23 protein-coding genes are annotated in these 19938 nt (G+C 62.7%); 14 read left to right on the forward strand and 9 right to left on the reverse strand.

All coding sequences use genetic code 11. The features are described from left to right. The 7 genes from nrdR (at nt 1) to OH764_RS02495 (ending at nt 3582) form a co-directional block, all read left to right on the forward strand. The gene (gene nrdR / locus OH764_RS02465; RefSeq protein ID WP_020069733.1) at nt 1-483 is read left to right on the forward strand and encodes a transcriptional regulator NrdR; all 483 of its coding nucleotides are present in this window, start codon (nt 1-3) and stop codon (nt 481-483) included. 203 nt (nt 484-686) lie between these two features. Then, nucleotides 687-1247 (forward strand): GspH/FimT family pseudopilin, encoded by a 561-nt coding sequence (locus OH764_RS02470; protein WP_498847907.1) that lies wholly within the window; start codon nt 687-689, stop codon nt 1245-1247. Continuing rightward, entirely contained in the window at nt 1244-1702 is a 459-nt protein-coding gene (locus OH764_RS02475) for a type IV pilus modification PilV family protein (protein WP_498847908.1), read from the forward strand. The genes OH764_RS02470 and OH764_RS02475 overlap by 4 nt, the downstream gene beginning before the upstream one ends. Continuing rightward, the gene (locus tag OH764_RS02480) at nt 1699-2511 is read left to right on the forward strand and encodes a PilW family protein (protein ID WP_498847909.1); all 813 of its coding nucleotides are present in this window, start codon (nt 1699-1701) and stop codon (nt 2509-2511) included. Before OH764_RS02475 ends, OH764_RS02480 begins: the two co-directional genes overlap by 4 nt. Further along, on the forward strand, nt 2508-2813 hold the full coding sequence (locus tag OH764_RS02485; RefSeq protein ID WP_498847910.1) for a hypothetical protein: 306 nt from the start codon (nt 2508-2510) through the stop codon (nt 2811-2813). The genes OH764_RS02480 and OH764_RS02485 overlap by 4 nt, the downstream gene beginning before the upstream one ends. Nucleotides 2814-2852: 39 nt before the next feature. Continuing rightward, nucleotides 2853-3140 carry a hypothetical protein gene (locus OH764_RS02490; RefSeq protein WP_498847911.1) on the forward strand — a complete coding sequence of 96 codons (288 nt, stop codon included), beginning with the start codon at nt 2853-2855 and terminating at the stop codon, nt 3138-3140. Between the two features lie 10 nt (nt 3141-3150). Continuing rightward, a complete protein-coding gene (locus OH764_RS02495) occupies nt 3151-3582 on the forward strand; it encodes a type IV pilin protein (protein ID WP_498847912.1) in 432 nt (143 codons plus the stop codon). A gap of 97 nt (nt 3583-3679) precedes the next feature. On the opposite strand, the gene OH764_RS02500 is transcribed toward OH764_RS02495, so the two are convergent. From OH764_RS02500 to OH764_RS02510, 3 genes are all read right to left on the reverse strand, one after another. After that, the gene (locus OH764_RS02500; protein ID WP_498847913.1) at nt 3680-4144 is read right to left on the reverse strand and encodes a DUF3318 domain-containing protein; all 465 of its coding nucleotides are present in this window, start codon (nt 4142-4144) and stop codon (nt 3680-3682) included. A gap of 161 nt (nt 4145-4305) precedes the next feature. Continuing rightward, nucleotides 4306-4692 carry a phage holin family protein gene (locus tag OH764_RS02505; protein WP_498847914.1) on the reverse strand — a complete coding sequence of 129 codons (387 nt, stop codon included), beginning with the start codon at nt 4690-4692 and terminating at the stop codon, nt 4306-4308. A gap of 139 nt (nt 4693-4831) precedes the next feature. Continuing rightward, a complete protein-coding gene (locus OH764_RS02510) occupies nt 4832-5134 on the reverse strand; it encodes an ElaB/YgaM/YqjD family protein (protein ID WP_006047848.1) in 303 nt (100 codons plus the stop codon). A 341-nt stretch (nt 5135-5475) separates the two neighbouring features. Here OH764_RS02510 and OH764_RS02515 point away from each other — a divergent pair, with 341 nt between their 5' ends. Next, nucleotides 5476-6114, forward strand: a complete 639-nt coding sequence (locus OH764_RS02515) for a peroxiredoxin (RefSeq protein ID WP_020069742.1) — start codon at nt 5476-5478, stop codon at nt 6112-6114. A 165-nt stretch (nt 6115-6279) separates the two neighbouring features. Here the strand turns inward: OH764_RS02515 and OH764_RS02520 are convergent, their stop codons facing one another. Continuing rightward, the gene (locus OH764_RS02520; protein ID WP_006047845.1) at nt 6280-7470 is read right to left on the reverse strand and encodes an acyl-CoA dehydrogenase; all 1191 of its coding nucleotides are present in this window, start codon (nt 7468-7470) and stop codon (nt 6280-6282) included. A 94-nt stretch (nt 7471-7564) separates the two neighbouring features. Between OH764_RS02520 and OH764_RS02525 the strand changes: the two genes are divergently transcribed. Beyond that, nucleotides 7565-8350 (forward strand): IclR family transcriptional regulator, encoded by a 786-nt coding sequence (locus tag OH764_RS02525; RefSeq protein WP_498847915.1) that lies wholly within the window; start codon nt 7565-7567, stop codon nt 8348-8350. Nucleotides 8351-8456: 106 nt separating this feature from the next. Here the strand turns inward: OH764_RS02525 and OH764_RS02530 are convergent, their stop codons facing one another. After that, nucleotides 8457-9290 carry an EAL domain-containing protein gene (locus OH764_RS02530; protein WP_498847916.1) on the reverse strand — a complete coding sequence of 278 codons (834 nt, stop codon included), beginning with the start codon at nt 9288-9290 and terminating at the stop codon, nt 8457-8459. A gap of 319 nt (nt 9291-9609) precedes the next feature. Between OH764_RS02530 and OH764_RS02535 the strand changes: the two genes are divergently transcribed. Genes OH764_RS02535 through fahA form a run of 3 tightly spaced genes read left to right on the forward strand, consistent with a single transcriptional unit; the run spans nt 9610 to nt 13650 of the window. Beyond that, entirely contained in the window at nt 9610-10974 is a 1365-nt protein-coding gene (locus OH764_RS02535) for an MFS transporter (protein ID WP_498847917.1), read from the forward strand. Nucleotides 10975-11005: 31 nt separating this feature from the next. Continuing rightward, nucleotides 11006-12352, forward strand: coding sequence for a cupin domain-containing protein (gene hmgA, locus OH764_RS02540; protein WP_498847918.1), 1347 nt, complete (start codon nt 11006-11008; stop codon nt 12350-12352). Next, nucleotides 12349-13650 carry a fumarylacetoacetase gene (gene fahA / locus OH764_RS02545; RefSeq protein WP_498847919.1) on the forward strand — a complete coding sequence of 434 codons (1302 nt, stop codon included), beginning with the start codon at nt 12349-12351 and terminating at the stop codon, nt 13648-13650. Before hmgA ends, fahA begins: the two co-directional genes overlap by 4 nt. 67 nt (nt 13651-13717) lie before the next feature. On the opposite strand, the gene OH764_RS02550 is transcribed toward fahA, so the two are convergent. Beyond that, nucleotides 13718-14884 carry an MFS transporter gene (locus tag OH764_RS02550; protein ID WP_498848734.1) on the reverse strand — a complete coding sequence of 389 codons (1167 nt, stop codon included), beginning with the start codon at nt 14882-14884 and terminating at the stop codon, nt 13718-13720. 239 nt (nt 14885-15123) lie between these two features. Next, on the reverse strand, nt 15124-15948 hold the full coding sequence (locus OH764_RS02555) for an enoyl-CoA hydratase (protein ID WP_498847920.1): 825 nt from the start codon (nt 15946-15948) through the stop codon (nt 15124-15126). A 96-nt stretch (nt 15949-16044) separates the two neighbouring features. Here OH764_RS02555 and OH764_RS02560 point away from each other — a divergent pair, with 96 nt between their 5' ends. After that, on the forward strand, nt 16045-16659 hold the full coding sequence (locus OH764_RS02560) for a ParB N-terminal domain-containing protein (protein ID WP_498847921.1): 615 nt from the start codon (nt 16045-16047) through the stop codon (nt 16657-16659). Here OH764_RS02560 and OH764_RS02565 read toward each other — a convergent pair. Together OH764_RS02565 and OH764_RS02570 are read right to left on the reverse strand one after the other, a co-directional pair. Then, a complete protein-coding gene (locus tag OH764_RS02565) occupies nt 16656-17663 on the reverse strand; it encodes a 2-hydroxyacid dehydrogenase (protein WP_498847922.1) in 1008 nt (335 codons plus the stop codon). The two genes, OH764_RS02560 and OH764_RS02565, sit on opposite strands and share 4 nt — an antisense overlap. Nucleotides 17664-17944: 281 nt before the next feature. Beyond that, nucleotides 17945-18076: a hypothetical protein gene (locus OH764_RS02570; RefSeq protein WP_498847923.1), complete on the reverse strand. Its 132-nt coding sequence runs from the start codon at nt 18074-18076 to the stop codon at nt 17945-17947. A 103-nt stretch (nt 18077-18179) separates the two neighbouring features. On the opposite strand from OH764_RS02570, the gene aspT reads away from it, so the two are divergent. Then, nucleotides 18180-19862, forward strand: a complete 1683-nt coding sequence (gene aspT / locus OH764_RS02575; protein WP_498847924.1) for an aspartate-alanine antiporter — start codon at nt 18180-18182, stop codon at nt 19860-19862. Nucleotides 19863-19938: the final 76 nt, after the last annotated feature.

Genomic DNA, 19938 nt, shown 5'->3' on the forward strand with positions numbered 1-19938 from the left:
ATGCATTGCCCTTTCTGCCGTCACGCCGATACGCAGGTTGTCGACTCGCGTGTCTCCGAAGACGGCGCGACGATTCGCCGGCGCCGCCGCTGCCCGGCCTGCGACAAACGTTTTACGACGTATGAGCGGGTCGAGCTGGCGTTGCCGTCGGTCGTCAAGAAAGACGGCAGCCGTACCGAATTCGATCGCCGCAAGATCGTCGCAAGCATGCAACTGGCGCTGCGCAAGCGCCCCGTTGCAGCAGACGCGATCGACGCGGCTGTCGCCCGGATCGAGTACCAACTGCTCGGCAGCGGCGAGCGCGAGGTACGCAGCGAGCGCCTCGGCGAACTCGTAATGAACGAGTTGCGCGCGCTCGACACCATTGCCTACGTTCGTTTCGCCTCCGTTTACCGGCGCTTTGAAGACGTCTCTGAATTTGAAGACGTGATCGAAGAGTTCCGCCACGCTTCCTCTCCTCCCAAGCCGTCGCGCAAGCGCTGAGCGCCCACGTCCCTCGCGTCGCGTCCGACTATTCGTGTTGTGCCGCGTCGCTTCGAGTCTCTGCATTTCCCGCTCCCTCATCGTTCGTCGCGTGAATTCTTGCGCGCAATAGCGTCTGAATGCCACCTGGCCATTCGGCCGATTGTTGAGCCGTCCTCGAACCGCTAGATTGGCTGCATTCTTTGAAATATTCAGGGATGCAAATGAAACAGCATGCAATCGCTCCGCCGCCGTACGGCGGATTTACGCTTGTCGAAACGCTGGTCGTAGTCGCGCTGCTGGCGGTGGTCTTGTTGTGGGCGACTCCATCGTTCGTAGCGTGGCAGGTGCGGGATCAGGTCGATGCCCGCGCAAAGGCGCTCGTGTCGACGCTCGGCTATGCGCGCAGCGAGGCTTTGCGTCGCGGCGCTCGCGTGACCGTATGCCGCACAGATGCGGCGCGGCACTGCCTTGCCGCCGGGCAACCGTGCGGCACGGGCCTCACCGACTGGTCTTGCGGCTGGGCCGTGCTGGCGGATCGAGGCGGCACTCTTACGCTGCTGCGCGCCCATTCCCCGCTTTCGTCGGTGAGCATCGTGGGTACGCAGACGAATCTGACGTTCACGCCGCCCGCTGGTCAGTTGATCGGCACTTTCCGCAGTTTCGACATTGCGCCGCGTGCGCCGTCGAAAGCGACTCAGGGCGATAAGTGGCGGCGCTGCATTCGCATTGCTGCGGGTGGGCGGACCCGAATCGTCGAAGGAGCGTGCGGGGCGGCGTCATGAGGACGTTCATCGAACTATGGTTGGCGCAAGCACCATCGCAACGTTGCGGCAGCAAGTGCGGCGGCAGCTCGTTGATCGAAGTGATGCTAGCCGTCGCAGTGCTCGCGGTCACGGCACTCGGTCTAATCGCCGGGCAGTTGTGGACAGCGCGTGAGGCCCGAGCAATGTCGATGCGAGAACAGGCCGCGTGGATAGCCGATTCGGTGGCTGACGCAATGTCTGCGCCATCTGGCAACGAGGCCGCGCTCGCATCGTGGAACTCGCGAGCGGCAACAGTATTGCCGCGCGGCGACGCATCGGTCGTCGCGACAGGCGGCGTGTCGGCGGCTCGGGTGACATGGTCGGCTTCGCAAAACTTGCCGCGCGCGAACGACGTAATCGACAAGCCCGAGTCGTGTGGCGGAGTGAGCGCGCCCGTGGGCTTCTCGTGTATCGCACTGGCGTTCGTCAAATGATGCGGCGGCTGCATCGTGCGTGCGGTCATACGTTGGTCGAGTTCGTTATTGCCGTCGCGCTGGGGCTCGTGGTAACCGCGGGGACGGTGTCGCTCTACACGACACAGCGCGCAGCCTTTGAGCACGCGAGCAACGGGCTGCGAATCCGCGAGGCCGGTTGGACGGCGCTGACCGTTGTCGGGCAGCAGTTGCAAATGGCGGGCTTCGTGCCGGCCGACGCTTCGCAATACCGCGCACCGGCGCCATTGTTCGGCTGTTCCGGCGGTCACCCAGCCGGCACGGATGACAGCCGTCTGACGTGCGAGACATTGCCTGGTAAATCAGACGGCGTCGCGGTGCGATATGTCGGCGATAGTGTGTCGACGTGGCCGTCATCCACGGGACAAACGACGGACTGTCTGGGACAAGCCGTGACCAGCAGCAGCGCTTCGCTTGGCGAGCGCGGCGTGCCGGTGGTCAATCGCTTCTACGCCAAGACGAGCGGCTCGACCGGCGAGCCGGAGCTCTATTGCGAAGGCAATGGCAAGACAGGCGCTGCGCAACCGCTGGTCGAAGGCGTCGAGCGGCTGCACATCAGGTATTGGCTGGCCGGCGCGGCCAATGCAATCGACGCGTCGGCGGTAATGCCCGACCGGTGGGCGAGCGTTGTCGCGGTCGATCTGTGTGTGCTCGTGCGGGGCGCGCCCCAAGGGCAGCGCTCGCGCTATGCGGATTGCGATGGCGTTACCAGCATTGCGAGCGACTTGCGTCCGCGGCAGGCATTCTGGCGTCGGATCGCGCTGCGAAATTACGCGGAGGCTGTCTCGTGACTGACACACCAAGCAGAACGGCGTGCCGCTGTGTCGCTCATGCGCTGTGCGGCTGCTCACAGCAATTGGCGACGCTGCAAATGGCGTCTGGTGGCCGGAGGCGCCGTGCTTCGCGCCAACACCGCGACGCGCATCGCACGCGTTGCCGCGGCGCGGTGCTGCCCATCGTTCTGCTGATTTCGGCGATGCTGTTGGCGACATCGGCGGCCTGGTTCGAAGCATCGGTCGCGGCCGCGCATAGCGCCGTCAATGTGCGCGACTACTTGCAGGCATTCCATGCTGCCGACTCGGCATTGAGCTAATGTGCCCGCAGCGTCGTTGCAGGCACGGGCATCGGCGCATTGGCATCGCCGCCAGTCGCCCGCGAGCCGACCCAGTGGAAAGTCGAAGCTGCGTTCGAAGCCGCAGCCGCGACACCTGTCGCTCAGTGGCCCGGGGCACTGCGCGCGCCGCAATGCGTGGTCGAAGGATGGAGTCTGCCGGCTCGCCCCGACGCGCGGGCGTACCTGCTGACATCGCGCGGGTTTGGCACGAATAAGGACTCGCAGGTATGGCTGCAAATGCAACTTGTTATCGACGGCGACAGGATCGAACGCCATTGGCGGCGCGTCGCCGCGCGGCCATTTTAATGAGGCATAGATGAGAAGGGCGCACGTATCCGCATTCACCTTGCTCGAGCTGATTATCACTCTCGCGATAGTCGCGGTGCTGGCCGTCTTTGCCGTGCCGTCGTATCGCAACCACGTCGTGCGAACGCATCGGGTCGACGCGGCATCGGCGCTGTTTCGGGCGGCGCAGTTCGTCGAAGGTGCAGCAAGTGACAGCATTGCCGCGTTGCCGCCGGGCCTCGACCAGGCTCCGCAATTCGGCACGGCTGTCTATCGGCTGCATGTACTGCCGGCGGACGATGCTAACGGCGGTTATTCAATTGAAGCGGCCCCGGACGAATCGGGGCCGATGCGCGATGACCCGTGTGGCGTCTTTACGCTCGACGCAACGGGGATGCGAAGTAACAAGAATGTCGCGAACGGATCGGCACCGGCCACCGGGCAGTGTTGGGGCACTGGCTAGCAAGCGCCTCGAAGTCGGCGCACGCCGCAGTGCTTTCGTTGACGGACAGGGAAGCAGGCAACCACTGGGCGCTCAAGCAAGCAGCCAACCCGGCACTTCACCTCTCGTCGCCCGAACCATACGATGCACGCGACTCCCCCTTGATCTGCTGCCACACGCGATACGCTTCCCACGCGGCAAGCGCGAGGCCACCCCATTTCAGCGCGGGCTTTGCGCCAGCAGCAACGGTCGCGCGCAACGGCTTCGCGAGGACGAGCGAGGCGATCGAGCTGACAAGCGGATACTGTTTGAGAAGAGCGCCAATTGTCCCGGCGTTCAGGAAGTTCGCTTTAGAGCCGGTGCCCATGCGCAATCCGCCGAAACCCGGCACGATGAACTTGAGCCAACTGAAGTGTGTGACGGCTTCGCGCAATTCGATCGTCGCCTGGGCCAATTCCATGCGCTCGACGTCCGCGCGCACGAGCAGCAATTCCTTGCGTAGCGCTCGCAAGTGCGGCCCGCTAAGGTCTCTCGCCGGCTGGCGCTTGTTACGGAATGCGGAACTTGAATGGCTCTGGCTCATGGCGTATCGGCATTATGGAAGGCTAGGAACAGCGCACGGAACGGCACAACGAGCGGCATGGAAAGAGTCGGTGCAACCGGTGCGCTCCACATACGCTAAACAACCGGTCCACGAACTTGCCCATCAATAAAAAACGTCTCGCGCTCCGTGCGCTCGCGATGCTACGGTCTACGAAGTACGTCGCGGTCTTTTTCGAATTCGGCGATGGTGGACTCGAAGACCATCGGCGCATTACGCAGACCACTACGCGCTTTTAGCGCGCAGATCAGTCCGGCAATCGCATAAACCAGTGTGATGCCGGCAAGCGCCTGCCACCGGTATGTGTCCCAGAACGCGATGGCGACCAGCGCGGTAAGAGCGATCAGGGCCATGGTGGTCAGCATCATCGCCGCAAGGCCAAGAAAGAGCACGCCCAGAAGGCGGTCTTTTTCCTCAGCCAGTTCAATGCCGACCAGTTCAAGGCGTGTTTGCAGAATGGCAGACACCGAACTGATGATGCGGCGTAACGGGCTATGTTGTTCGCGCTGCGAATGTGTGTCGGTCGTCATGGCTGTGGGCGTTGCGCGTGGTGGCCTAAGCGGCGCGTGCAAACGTGCGCGCCAAGATAAGCGGACCGGCCGGACATGCGCCGGTCCGCTTGATTCGCTGGCAAGCCGGACTTAGTTCGTCCGGCAACGTGCAATGGTGTTACTTGCGGTTGATCAGCAGACCCAGCAACACGCCGGCACCCGCAGCAATGCCGATGGATGCCCACGGATGCTCGTGAACGTAGTCGTCGGTTGCGCGAGCAGCCTTCTTGCCTTTCTCGACCACGACGACTTGCACGTCGGCAGCTTTTTCCCGGGCTTGCTTCAGACGGGACAGCGCCGTTTCGCGCAGTTCCGAAGCGCGCTCGCCCGTTGCGCTTGCGGCCTGTTTCAGCAGGTCTTCCGCGTCCGCGAGGACGGTTTTGATATCCGACATCAATCTCTCCTTGTTGACTTCCGACATTGACAGCTCCCCTTTTCGTCTCACGCCACGCGTGAATCCTAACCAAAGAAACGGCGCCTGGCGAGCGCACTGCCCGGTCTGCGGAGCCGAACGCACGAACCGTTCCCGGCGAGGCTAAACACTTCCGAACCACACCTGCATGACCCTCACAGATGATGTTAGTGCATGATTGAGTTGATCTGTCCCGCAAAGTTTCCACTAAATCGGCGAAAATTACAAAAAGGCATAAAGTAGTGAGCCGATGTTCGTTCGTCATGTACGGTCGCTGCCGTATGCTTTATCTTTGCCTGGCGCGGCGCGCAAATGCTCGCGCTGGTGTCCGAATACTTAAGGAGATGCACATGAGTCTACGTCTTGGCGATACCGCACCGGATTTCGAGCAGGAATCCAGTATCGGCCGCATCAAGTTTCATGAATGGCTCGGCGACAGCTGGGGTGTGCTGTTCTCGCACCCGGCCGACTTTACGCCGGTCTGCACCACGGAACTCGGCCTGACCGCCAAGCTCGCCGAGGAATTCGAGAAGCGCAACGTGAAGACCATCGCGTTGTCGGTCGACAGCGCCGAGTCGCACAAGGAGTGGATCAAGGACATCAACGAGACGCAGGCCGCCAACGTCGGGTTTCCGATTCTGGCCGATGGCGACCGCAAAGTGTCCGAGTTGTACGACATGATTCACCCGAACGCCAATGAAACGCTCACGGTCCGCTCGCTGTTCATCATCGATCCGAAGAAGAAGGTGCGTCTGATCATTACGTACCCGGCAAGCACGGGGCGCAACTTCGACGAAGTGCTGCGCGTAATCGATTCGCTTCAGCTCACCGATAGCCACTCGGTTGCAACGCCCGGCAACTGGAAGCAGGGCGACGACGTCGTGATCGTGCCGTCGCTGAAGGACGAAGAGGTGATCAAACAGAAATTCCCGAAAGGCTACAAGGCGCTGCGTCCATATCTGCGCATGACACCGCAGCCGAACAAGTAAGCGCGGGCTCGGCGCAAAGCCAGAGGCGTTCGAAAGCAGAATGCCGGGAGCGCGAAAGTTGCGCCGTACACGGACAAAAGGCCGGTTCATCGCGATCCGGCCTTTTACTTTCGACGCAGGAGCAAACCGCGCTGCGGCAAACCGTGGTTTGCCGTCAGAAAGGCTTTAGAAAAACGCCTGGATGCCCGTTTGCGCGCGTCCGAGAATCAGCGCGTGAATGTCGTGCGTGCCTTCATAGGTGTTGACCACTTCGAGATTCACCAGATGCCGCGCGATGCCGAATTCGTCGGAGATGCCGTTCCCGCCTAGCATGTCCCGCGCGAGCCGCGCAATGTCGAGCGCCTTGCCGCATGAATTGCGTTTCATGATCGACGTGATCTCGACGGCCGCCGTGCCTTCATCCTTCATACGACCAAGGCGCAGCACGCCTTGCAGCCCGAGCGTGATCTCCGTCTGCATATCGGCGAGTTTTTTCTGGATCAACTGGTTTGCCGCGAGCGGCCGGCCGAACTGCTTACGGTCGAGCACGTACTGACGCGCGGTGTGCCAGCAGGATTCCGCAGCGCCCAACGCGCCCCACGCAATGCCGTAGCGGGCTGAGTTCAGGCACGTGAACGGACCGCGCAGGCCGCTCACTTCCGGGAAGCGGTTTTCTTCCGGTACGAACACTTCGTCGAGCACGATCTCGCCGGTGATCGACGCGCGCAGGCCCACCTTGCTATGGATGGTCGGCGCTGACAGTCCCTTCCAGCCCTTCTCGAGTATGAAGCCGCGAATCGCGTCCTTGCCGTTTTCCTCGAGCTTGGCCCACACCACGAAAACGTCGGCGATCGGCGAATTGGTGATCCACATTTTCGAGCCCGACAGCGAATAGCCGCCGTCGACCTTCTTTGCTCGCGTCACCATGCTGCCCGGATCGGAACCGTGATTCGGCTCGGTCAGTCCGAAGCAGCCGATCCATTCGCCGGTGGCGAGCTTCGGCAGGTATTTCTGCTTCTGTGCCTCGGAGCCGAACTCGTAGATCGGCACCATGACCAACGAAGACTGCACCGACATCATCGACCGGTAGCCGGAGTCGACGCGCTCCACTTCTCGCGCGATCAAGCCATACGCCACGTAGTTCAGCCCGGGACCGCCGTATTGCTCGGGAATGGTTGGACCGAGCAGGCCCAGTTCCCCCATCTCGCGGAAGATTTCGATGTCGGTCTTCTCGTGACGGAACGCTTCCAGCACGCGCGGCTGCAGCTTGTCCTGCGCATACGCCGCGGCGGCGTCGCGAACCATGCGTTCGTCTTCGGTGAGCTGCTGATCCAGCAACAGCGGGTCTTCCCAGTGAAACTGCGCGGCCTCGGCCATGACGTATCTCCTGATTCTTTGCTTGATTCAAGCTTGACTGGAGTTCCGCTATGCAGAACAATGTTTTGCAAACCACGACTGAGTGTATCACCCGATGACGTCCGCATCCACTTTGTCCGATCCACTCGACGAGCGCAAATTCGTTGTCGCCCTCGCACGCGGGCTTGACTTGCTGCGCGCATTCAAGCCGGGCGAAACGATGCTCGGCAATCGCGACTTCGTCGAACGCACCGGTTTGCCCAAGGCGACTGTGAACCGCCTCGCCTACACGCTGACCGTGCTCGGCTATCTTCGCCTTGATGAGGCCGTGGGAAAGTACGCGCTTGATGCAGGTGTGCTGTCGCTCGGGTTTGCGCTGCTCTCGGGCACCGACACGCTCGAACTCGCCCGCCCGCACATGCGCGGGTTTGCGCGCGAAGTGGGCGCGGCTGTTTCGCTTGGCTGCCGTGACGGCCTCGACATGATCTACCTCGACACGATACGCAGCGAAACGGCGCTCACGCTCGGCCTCGCGCCCGGCTCGAAACTGTCGATGCTGACGAGTTCCATGGGTCGCGCATATCTCGCTGTGCAACCTGCCGACGTGCGCGCCGCGTTGCTTGCGGAGCTCAGGAAGGCGGCGGGGAAGGGCGGTGCGGCGCTGGTGGCCGACGCTGTGAAGGAAATCGCCGCGTTCGAAAAGGAGCGCTGCTGCTATTCGTTCCGCGCCTGGCACGACGATGTTAACGCGGTCGCCGTGCCGTTTCGCGAGCCGCGCGAAGGGCGCTGGCTTGTGCTTAGTTGCAGCGGACCGGCTTCGTCGATGGGAGAAGACGTGTTTCGGGAGAAGGTTGCGCCGCGGCTAAAAGCGCTTGCGCGGCGCCTCGGCGACGCTGGCTGAGGAATCGCATTCAAGCCGAGTGGAGCGAGTCAGGCAAAGCAAAACCGGCCGAGTGGCTCGCATCAAGCGCATCTACCGCATCATCCGGATCAAGCCAACCCGCAGATCAAGCCGCGCGGTCGTGATAATGCGCATTGAACAGCGGCCCTTGCACGAAGCGAACATCGTATTGCTGCAACGCTTCGAATTGCGGTTGGTCCATCACGCGATTGAAGATCAGCGGAATCCGCAGCCGGCTCGCGTATCCCACTAACGGCTTGACCGTCGCGTCGCGCAACGCGGTCGCTGCATCCATCTTGATGAAGTCCAGCCGAGCGGTGTCCGACACCGACAGAATCTGCCCCGCGTTGGACAGGTTGCCCGCCACCTTGAAGCCGTAGTGCTGATAGCTCTTGGTCAAATAGCCGAGAAACGTCTTATGCGCGACCGCGGCTGCCGGCAGTTCGATCACTATCCTCGACGGGTTCAACCCGAACGACGTGAGCACGCTCGAAAAGTGCCGCCCGTGATCGTATTTCACGCTCTTCAGAAGCCGCTCGTGTACGCGCAGGAATAGCAGCCCGTGCCGTTGCGCGCCGAAAAAATTGACCGAGTGGAGCGCGCGCGACATGCGGTCGAGCGCGACGACTTCCTGGTCGTCGGCGATGCGGTCGAACGCGTCGAACATATCGAACGGCGCGGCGTCGAGCCGCTGCGTGACCGCCTGGAAGCCCAGCTCATCGCCGAAACGGTCGACGTTTTCGACGTCCGACGACATCGATTGCGCCAGCGCATGCACGCTGATGTCGAAGATCGGTTCGTAGGCGCTCGTAAGCTCGAGGTCGTGGAACCGGGCGAGCGCGATCTCGCCGTGCGCCCCATGTCCCATCGCCAGATGTGTGCCGAGGAACGGATGCTCAGAGGCGCGGGCAACGAGACTGGGAATGGTCGGCGGAATCATTTAAGCGAATGGTCAGGTGAGTGGTGCGTTCGCTCGAGACTCCAGACAGAGCCCATGCGCCGCATGCTTCGATGGTAGCAGTCCGCATCGCGCGCACATGAACAAAATGCTGCTAACGATATCCGCGAGCCTTACCTGGTGGCGTCGCTGCGCGTTTGTTGTCGTACTTCCAGGGTATACGTTAATTTCACTTAACGTAATTCGTTTTACCATGCGTAAATCGCCGTGTGACTAAAGAGAGCCGACTCGCGTCGTTCCGCGTGGTTCGCATTGGGCCGCGCCGCAGACATTCCAACTATCAGACGTGGAGACAATTCCGATGAGCGCCAAGCCGGCAACAGCCGCCGCCAACGTGATCGAAGTCGAGCGGGTGCTCGGCGAGACGCATCACCCGGCATTCCAGTTCATGCTGCTCGCGTTGTGCGGACTCTGCCTCGTGATCGACGGCTTCGACGCGCAGGCCATGGGTTACGTAGCGCCGAGCGTGATCGGCGAATGGCATGTGTCGAAGGCGGCGCTCGGCCCGGTATTCAGCGCAAGCCTGTTCGGCATGCTGCTCGGGGCATTGGGGCTGTCGGTGCTGGCGGACCGCATCGGTCGTCGTCCGGTTCTGATTGGTGCAACGTTTTTCTTTGCGCTGTCGATGCTGGTCACGCCGTTTGTCTCGACGATTCCCGCATTGATCGCGCTGCGCTTCATCACGGGCCTGGGCCTCGGTTGCATCATGCCGAACGCAATGGCGCTGGTAGGCGAATTTTCGACGCCCGCCCATCGCGTCAAGCGCATGATGCTGGTGTCGTGCGGCTTCACGTTGGGCGCGGCGCTGGGCGGCTTCATCAGCGCTGCGCTGATTCCGGCCTACGGCTGGCGCGCGGTGTTCTGGGTCGGCGGCGCGGTGCCGCTGGTGCTGGCGGTCGCCATGTCGGCCGCGCTGCCCGAGTCGTTGCAATTTCTCGTGCTCAAGGGCCGCAGCGACCGCGCGTTGCGCTGGCTCGCAAAGTTCGATCCCAGCTTGCCGATCGATGCGAACACACGCGTCGTCGTGCGCGAGAAGGGCAATGCCGGTGCGCCGGTCGCGGAATTGTTCCGCGCGGGGCGTGCTCCGGTCACCCTGATTCTGTGGGCAATCAGTTTCATGAACCTGATCGATCTGTACTTTCTGTCGAACTGGCTGCCGACCGTCATGCGCGACGCCGGCTATTCGCCGGGCACAGCGGTGATAGTCGGCACGGTGTTGCAGACGGGCGGCGTGGTCGGCACGTTGCTGCTTGGCTGGTTCATCGAACGCTTTGGTTTCGTGCGCGTGCTGTTCGTGTGCTTCGCGGGCGCGGCACTCGCTGTCGGCACCATCGGCAGCGTAGCGCACGCTTTGCCGTGGCTGCTGATCGTCGTGTTTGCGGGCGGCTTCTGTGTAGTCGGCGGGCAGCCGGCCGTGAACGCGCTCGCGGGCCATTTTTATCCGACCACACTGCGATCGACGGGCATCGGCTGGAGCCTCGGAATCGGGCGAATCGGCTCGGTGATCGGGCCGCTGGTCGGCGGTCAACTGATCGCGCTGAACTGGTCGAATGAATCGCTGTTCCATGCGGCCGCGGTGCCGGTGCTGTGTTCCGCGTTGCTGGTGATCGCGCTTGCCGCGGCGACGCGGCAACGCAACCGGCCGTCCGAACCGCAAACCGCGTGAAGTGATGTCTAGGGTCAACGGAGAGTCTTGCATGGATACCTCAACACGTCAGCCGAATACCGTCAGGTCGCGGCTTGAGATCGAACCCGGCTATCAGTCGGGCTTCGGCAACGAATTCGCGACCGAGGCTTTACCGGGCGCGCTGCCGGAAGGGCGCAATTCGCCACAGCGCGCGGCTTACGGTTTGTATGCCGAACAGTTGTCCGGCACCGCTTTCACTGCACCGCGCGGGCACAATCGGCGCACCTGGCTGTACCGCATTCGTCCCGCGGCAGTGCATAAGCCGTTCACGCCGCTACCTTCGGAGCGGCTCGTCGCGAATTTCGCCGAAGTGCCGCCGACGCCGCCGAATCAGTTGCGCTGGGACGCGTTGCCGATGCCAGGCGAGGCGACGGATTTCGTCGACGGCTGGGTGACGATGGCCGGCAACGGCGCCGCCGAATCGATGAGCGGCTGCGCGATTCACCTGTACGCGGCGAACCGCTCGATGACAGACCGTTTCTTCTACAGTGCCGACGGCGAGTTGCTGATCGTGCCGCAGGAAGGGCGCCTCGATATCGCAACGGAACTCGGCCGGCTCGAAGTCGGGCCGTTCGAGATCGCGGTGATTCCGCGCGGCGTGCGCTTCGCGGTGAGCTTGCCGGACGGCACGGCTCGCGGCTACATCTGCGAAAACTTCGGCGCGTTGCTTCGCTTGCCGGACCTTGGGCCGATCGGCTCGAACGGTCTTGCCAATCCGCGCGACTTCCTGACGCCGCACGCGGCTTACGAGGACCGCGAAGGCGACTTCGAGCTCCTCGCGAAGATGAACGGCAATCTGTGGCGCGCGGACATTGGACATTCGCCACTCGACGTCGTCGCGTGGCACGGCAATTACGCGCCGTATAAATACGACTTGCGGCGCTTCAACACGATCGGCTCGATTAGCTTCGATCATCCGGACCCGTCGATCTTTCTGGTGTTGCAATCGCAAAGCGACACGCCCGGCGTGGATTCACTCGACTTCGTGATCTTCCCGCCGCGCTGGCTCGCCGCCGAAGACACGTTCCGCCCGCCATGGTTTCATCGCAATGTCGCAAGCGAATTCATGGGACTCGTGCACGGCGTCTACGACGCGAAGGCCGAGGGCTTCGTGCCGGGCGGCGCGAGCCTGCACAACTGCATGTCCGGTCACGGCCCGGACGCGGATACCTTCGAGAAAGCTTCGCACAGCGATACGTCGAAGCCGACCAAGGTTGGCGACACCATGGCGTTCATGTTCGAAACCAAAACGCTGATCAAGCCGACTCGCTTTGCGCTCGAAACCGCGCAACTTCAGGCGCATTACTACGAGTGCTGGCAAGGTCTTAAGAAACACTTCAACCCGGAGCAACGATGAGCGCATTGAGCGATCTTCAGGCGACGCTCGATCCGTCGCGCAAAAGTTGGGTGCAGTCGGCCAACGAACCGAGCAACGATTTTTCGATTCAGAACTTGCCGTTCGGCATTTTCAGCGATAGCAAAGACGACGCGCCGCGCGTGGGCGTTGCAATTGGCGATGAGATCGTCGATCTGGCCGCGCTGAAGGCGGCGGGATTGCTCAAGGTGCCATCGAACGCAGACGTTTTCGCGCGCGATACTTTGAACGAGTTCATCGCGCTCGGCCGCGACGCATGGCGCAGCGTGCGCATCCAGTTGAGCAATCTGCTTTCGCGCGACACCGCAACTTTGCGCGACGACACTGCGTTGCGCGGGAAGGCGCTGGTGCGTCAGGCCGACGCGCGGCTCCATCTGCCCGTGCAAATCCCCGGCTACACGGATTTCTACTCGTCGAAAGAGCACGCAACGAATGTCGGCTCCATGTTCCGCAATCCGAAGGATGCGTTGCTGCCGAACTGGTCCGAGATGCCGATTGGCTACAACGGACGCGCGTCGTCGGTCGTGGTGAGCGGCACGCCGGTGCGTCGGCCAAACGGTCAATTGAAGTTGCCCGATCAGGAGCGTCCCGTGTTCGGCGCGTGCCGTAAGCTGGACATAGAGCTGGAGACCGGCTTCGTGATCGGCGGCGGCAACGTATTGGGTGAGCCGATCGCCTGTACCGATGCGGAAGCGCATATCTTCGGGATGGTGCTGTTGAACGACTGGAGTGCGCGCGACATCCAGCAATGGGAATATGTGCCGCTCGGCCCGTTCAATTCAAAATCATTCTCGACCACCATTTCGCCGTGGATCGTCACGCTGGATGCGCTCGAGCCTTTCCGCGTTGCACAGCCCGTGCAGGAGCCGCAGCCGCTTGCGTATCTGCGGCACGAGGGCAAGCATGCATTCGACATAGCACTGGAAGTGAAGCTACGTCCGCAAGGCGCGAAACAGGCCACGGCCATTGCGCGAACCAACTTCAAGTACATGTACTGGACGATGGCTCAGCAACTCGCGCATCACACGGTGGGGGGGTGCAACACGCGAGTGGGCGACCTGATGGGCTCGGGCACGATCAGCGGGCCGACGGAAGACTCGTACGGCAGCCTGCTCGAACTCACGTGGAACGGCAAGAAGCCGCTGGAATTGAAAGAGGGCGGCACGCGCAGCTTTATCGAAGACGGCGACGAGTTGACGCTCTCGGGTTGGTGCCAGGCGGACGGTTATCGCGTGGGTTTTGGAACGTGCGTCGGCGAGATTCTGCCGGCGAGGGCGTGAGGTAGAAACGCCCGCGTTCGCACGAAGCGCGCCGGCATGAACCGGCGCGAGCCCGCGCAGGCGGCTGTCAACCCGCCACCGCCATCCGCTGCGCGCGCCGGTCGATGGACACCGACCACACCGTGAGCACGAGCGCCCCGATCGAGGTCGCGACGCCGACCCACGGCAGCGTGGTCAACGGCGCGCCCGCGCCGATCGCCATGCCGCCGAGCCATGCGCCTGTTGCATTGCCGAGGTTGAACGCGCCCTGGTTCAACGTCGACGCAAGATTCGGCGCGTGGCTCGCCCGATTGACGATCAGCATCTGCAATGGCGGCACGATTGCAAATGCCAGAACGCCCCAAACGAAAACGGTGATCATTGCCGGAATTTCGGCATGCATGGTGCCGGCAAAAACCGCGAGAATCACGACGATGGCGAGCAGAAAGGCCACCAGTGACGGCATCAGGCGCCAGTCGGCGAGCTTGCCGCCAAGCGTGCTGCCGACCGTCAGGCCGAGCCCGAACAGCAGCAGAACGAGTGTGACGGCGTGCGGCGTGAAGCCGGTCACGTCTTCGAGAATCGGCGTGATGTACGTGAATGTCGAGAAGAGGCTTGCTGAAGCGAGCACGCTGATGCCGAGCACCATCAGCACCTGCGGATTTTTCAGCACGCTGAATTCGCGCACGAGACTCGCCTTCTGCATCTCGATCTGCGCTGGCAGGCACACGGCGAGCGCGGCGGCCGCGGCAATGCCGATGGCCGTCACGGCCCAGAAGGTCGCGCGCCAGCCGACAGCCTGGCCAAGCGCGGTGCCGAGCGGCACGCCAAGAACATTCGCGAGCGTGAGGCCGGTGAACATCAGCGCGATGGCCTGCGCGCGGCGGTTCGGTGCGACGAGACCTGCGGCGACCACCGAGCCGATGCCGAAGAACGCGCCATGGCAGAACGCCGTGACGATCCGCGCGGCCATCAACACCGCATAACCCGGCGCGACCGCGCACAGCAGATTGCCGACGATGAATACGCCGATCAGGCTCATCAGCGCTTTCTTGCGCGGCATGTTGGCGACCGCGATTGCCACGATCGGCGCGCCGATGGTCACACCAAGCGCGTATGCCGAGACCAGCATGCCCGCTGCCGGGATCGAGACAGACAGGTCACTGGCGACGTTGGGCAACAGCCCCATGATGACAAATTCGGTGGTGCCTATGCCAAAGGCGGCAACGGCGAGAGCAAGCAGGGGCAAAGGCATGGCGGCAGACTGTGGATCGGCGCGGCGCGAAGCGTCGCGCGGCCGGCGCGCGTTTTCGGGACGAGAGCGCATGCGCCGTGCGAGATGCAAAACAGTCAGGGATTCTACCTAAGTCAAAACGATAGTGCTGAGCGCCGATGCGAACGTTGTTTTTCGCTGAACACGGCGGGACGTCGCGCGGCGTGAGTGTTTGCAACCCGCGGTGCCGACCGCTGCGGCCGCTCCTTTTCGGCGCCCCGCTAGCTGTTTCCTTCGTGCGAATGCGGCGTTTCGCCGTGACGTACAGCGCCTCTCCCAAAACGCGCGGCGCCGGCGATCCCTTCGTCGAATACGGCCCGATATCCGCCGGCGCCTTCGCGCTGGAGTGCCTCGGCCAGGTCGCCGAGCATGCTGTTTTCCAGCACTGAACGGCGGTCGGCCAGCAGCGCCGCCTGCGGGAATGCTGCGAGATCCGCAGCCAGTTGCTCTGCCGCGGTGCGCGCCGCACCCTTTGCGACCACGCGGTTGACGAGGCCGAAACCGAGCGCTTCCTCGGCGCTCACCGCACGTCCCGTCAGGATCAGATCGAGCGTGCGCGACATGCCGATCAGCCGCGGCAAGCGGATCGTGCCGCCGTCGATCAACGGAATGCCGACGCGTCGGCAGAACACGCCGAGCACCGCATCGTCCTCCGCGACACGCAGGTCGCACATCGCAGCCAGTTCCAGGCCGCCCGCCACCGCATAGCCCGCGATGGCCGCGATGACCGGCTTCGTGAAGCTCGTGCGCGTCGGTCCCATTGGTCCAGGTCCGCTGCCGTCCGCGTGTATTTCATTGCGGAGGCTTTCGTCGGCCAGCGCGCTCAGATCCGCGCCCGCGCAAAAGGTGCCGCCTGCGCCGAACAACACCGCGGCGCGCCACCCAGGTTCCCCCTCGAAGCATTGGAACGCGGCGCTCAAAGCGTCGGCGACGGCGCGGTCGACGGCATTTCGGCGCTCGGGGCGCTCAAGCACGATCGTTGCTACGCCGTTATCCTGGTTAGCCTCTATGCGCACATATCGATTGAAATTCAGGGTGTCTTTCATCGTTGTGTCCTTGAAGGTACGCGTTCGCCCGTCAGTTCGGGCGCTTGTGCCGCGCTCGTCGGCACTCATGCACAGCAGTTAATACCGTGGCTTGACATGCTTCTTTCACAATCGACTCGTAGCGTTAGCGCTCTCTTAACGCGCTGGCGAATCTTCGCCGGCTCTTCGAGCCTGCCTTTGCCTCTAATCAATTCATCGTCCGGAGCTGCGCCCGCCTGCGCTGAGACGGTCTGGATCGTGCCGCTGCATCAACATTCATGGTACGACCATGTGCGCCTGAAACGCGTGTTCGTCGCCGACGGCACCCGGCATCAGGTCGTGCTGGTCGACGTGCGCAAGCTGCTCGCCTGCGCGGATCGCGACAACACCGACTATGTTCTGAAGCCTATTGCCGAATGGCATGCGGGCAAAGTGCGAGGCATTCGCGAATTTCTCGATCCGGACAATCCTCGTATTCCGCAGATGCCCTACGTGACGATTTGCACGCGTCGCGCACCCGGTCTACTCGGCTGGCTCGGTGTCGAGCGCGAGGGTGTGGTGGCGTTTCGCAATGGCCAGCATCGCGCGCGTTATCTTGCCGATGCCGGCGCACGCTGGTTTCCGGTGGAAGTGCACGAGCGCGAGGCGGCCTTGTTGCGTGAGATGTGCGGCGCACCGGACGACGCCCGCACCGCGATCCGCCCCGTTTCGCTGAAGGCGGGCGGCATCTAGCCTGCTGTGCCCGCTGCAGAGACCGTGTTGCGAGGCACACCCGTTTGCCAGGCGGCGACGTTATCGAGCGTGGTCTGCGCGATCTCGTTCATCGCCTCGCGTGTGAAAAACGCCTGGTGGGCGGTCACGATGACGTTCGGGAACATCGGCAGACGCGCGAGCACGTCGTCTTGCAGCGGGAGATTCGAATGGTCTTCGAAGAAGAGACCGCCTTCTTCCTCGTAGACGTCGAGGCCCAGATGGCCAAGCTGGCCGTCCTTCAGTGCACCGACCAGCGCATTGCTTTCGACGAGTCCGCCGCGCCCCGTGTTGATCAGCATCGCGCCGCGCTTCATTTTGGCCAGCGCGGCGGCGTCGATCAGATGGTAGGTGGAAGGCACCAACGGACAGTGCAAACTCACGATGTCCGATTCCGCCAGAAGCGTGTCGAGCGCGACGTAGCGCGCGCCGAGCGCGAGCAGGTCGCTCGCGGGCGTGCCGGGATCGTGCGCGAGAACACGCATGCCGAAGCCCGCCATGATGCGGCCAAACACGCGGCCGATCATGCCGGTGCCTATCACGCCCACCGTCTTGCCATGTAAATCGAAACCGAGCAGCCCATGCAGCGAGAAGTCGCCTTCCCGTGTACGGGCGACGGCGCGCGGAATGCGCCGGTTCAGCGCGAGGATCAGGCCAACTGCGTGCTCAGCCACCGCGTGCGGGGAATAGGCGGGCACCCGGGCGACCGCGATGCCGAGGCGTTCGGCCGTTGCGAGGTCCACGTGGTTGAAGCCCGCCGACCGCAACGCAATCATCCGCGTGCCGCCTGCATGAAGCCGCTCCAGCACGGCCGCGTTGACCAGGTCGTTGACGAACGGGCACACCACCTCGTAGCCCTGCGCCAGAACAGCAGTTTCGCTGTCCAGATGCGACTCCTGGAAATGCAGATCATAGCCATGGCCGCTGTTCGCTCCAGTGAAAGTTTCGATGTCATATTGGCGGCTGCTGAAGAGAATGATGCGCATCGCGTACTCCCATAAACGTTTCGCGGCGCTCGCGAATTCCCGGCTAATGAGGAGTCAAGGCTGTGTGGAGCGAATGAGTATAAGGGAGCCATCGCAATAAGCAATGCGCTTAAGCGAATGCGGAAGGAGTTTGTTTAGGTCCGCGCTCTGTGAAGTCAAGTGTTCACGGCAAAAAAAATAGCATTGACAGGGATACTAAACTTTCATAATTTAAAAAAGCTCGTGAATCACCGCTCCATTCATGAGTGAAGACGTTTCGTAAAAACCGCACTTGCGGTGTTTCACCTTGCCGGGCGCATCAGGCGAAGTCCGGTCGGCAATATTTTTCGTTTAAATGACGCAGTAGTCAGCGCGGCATTCGTGATTTGCTGCGCGCTTTTTTGCGCCATATGAAGCCATTCCATCTTTTCCATGGGATAGCTGATTCAAGTCAACTATCCACAACGGCAACGGGCTTAATTGCGCTTGCGTGGATATTTAGCAGTTTGCGAATAATTCAAAAATCGGCTAGCCAACATGATCGGTGAATTGCTGAGGACTCAACCGGAGATCGCTCTGTTCACGAGCCTCGCAATCGGCTATTTGATTGGCTCTTTCCGTATTGGTCCTATTCAGCTGGGCGGTGTTTGCGGCACATTGATCGTTGCGTTGTTACTTGGCCAGACAGGCGCACGCCTCGCGCCCGATCTGAAGAACATCGCCTTCGCATTGTTCATCTTTGCGCTGGGCTTCACCGGTGGGCCACAATTCTTCGCCAATATCGGTCGAGGGTGGCGTTATGGGCTGCTGTCAGTGGTCGAGATCGTGTCGGTGCTCGTGCTGATCATGATCGCGGTGACCGTGATGCGGCTCGATGCCGGCACTGCGGCGGGTCTCCTGGCCGGCGCGGCGACCGAGTCAGCCGTGATCGGCACGGCCTCCGAGGCGATTGCCAGGCTTGGCTTCGACGAAGCGCAGACGCTGCGTCTGCAAGCGAACATCGTGACTGCTTACAGCGTGAGTTACCTGTTCGGGCTGATCACTATCGTCCTCTTCACGAGCCAGTTTGCACCTTTGCTGTTGCGCATCGATTTGCGCGAGGAGGCGGCGCGCGTGTGGCGCAAGCTGGGCGGCGACGGAGCATTGGGCGAGGGCCAGCATGCCGCCGCACCGGCGCTGGTGGGCCGCGTTTTTCGCATCGGGGCGGCGCGTGGTGCGACAGTTCTCACCATCGAGCAGCAGCACGGCTTCAATCTCACCATCGAGCAGGTGCGTCGCAACGGCGCGAATGTGCCGGTAGATCCGCACCTCGCGCTGGCTTCGGGCGACATCGTGCTCGTCGCGGGCCGCCGCGAAGCGATCGTCGCCGCGGCACCCGATCTCGGCGATGAAGTCGACGGCGCCGGCTTCGGCCAGGTGCTTGCCGAGAAGCTCGACGTCGTGTTGACACGGCGCGATGCGCACGGTCTCACGGTTGCCCAGATGCGTGAGCGGGCACCGCCGGACGAGGCGCGTGGCGTCTACATCGCGGCCGTCACGCGGCTGGAGACGACGATACCCGCGTTGCCCGGCACCGAACTGAATCGCGGCGACGTGCTGACGCTGGTCGGCGCCAAGGCCGATGTCGAGCGCGGCGCGCGGCGTCTCGGCTATGTGCTCGTCGCAACGCAGAAGACCGACTTCGTCTATCTGGGCCTCGGCGTGCTGGTCGGCATGGCGATTGGCCACCTGGGCGGGCGCGTCGACGGCGTATCGCTCGCATTGGGCACCGGCGGCGGCTGCTTGTTGTCCGGGCTGCTGTTCGGCTGGATCCGCTCGCGACATCCGCTCGTCGGCTCGCTGCCTCCGGCGGCCGCGCAGATTCTCAAGGACTTCGGGCTCGCCACTTTCATTGCCGCGGTGGGATTGTCGGCGGGACCGGACGCCATCAAGCTGGTGCGCGAATACGGCCTCGCGCTGCCCGTTGCCGGCATTCTGATGGTGCTCGTGCCGGGGCTGCTGTCGTTGTGGATTGGCCGCATGTTCCTCAAGCTCGAAACGCCGATGCTGCTCGGCGCAATCGCCGGTCAGCAGTGCAGCACGCCGGCGATCAGCGCGCTCGTCGGCGTGACCGGCAACTCCACGCCGGTGATCGGCTACACGATCACCTACGCGCTTTCCAACATCTTTCTGCCGTTGATGGGACCGGTCGTGGTCGGCCTGGCCGGCAAGCTCAGCTAGCCGGTCGGAATTGCCGCGCGGGGGGCGCACACCCGCGGCGGGCAGTGTCGGGTAATTAGTATCGCAAACTATTCAG

The organism is Burkholderia sp. M6-3 (genome assembly GCF_050858985.1).
Taxonomy (GTDB): domain Bacteria; phylum Pseudomonadota; class Gammaproteobacteria; order Burkholderiales; family Burkholderiaceae; genus Paraburkholderia; species Paraburkholderia caledonica.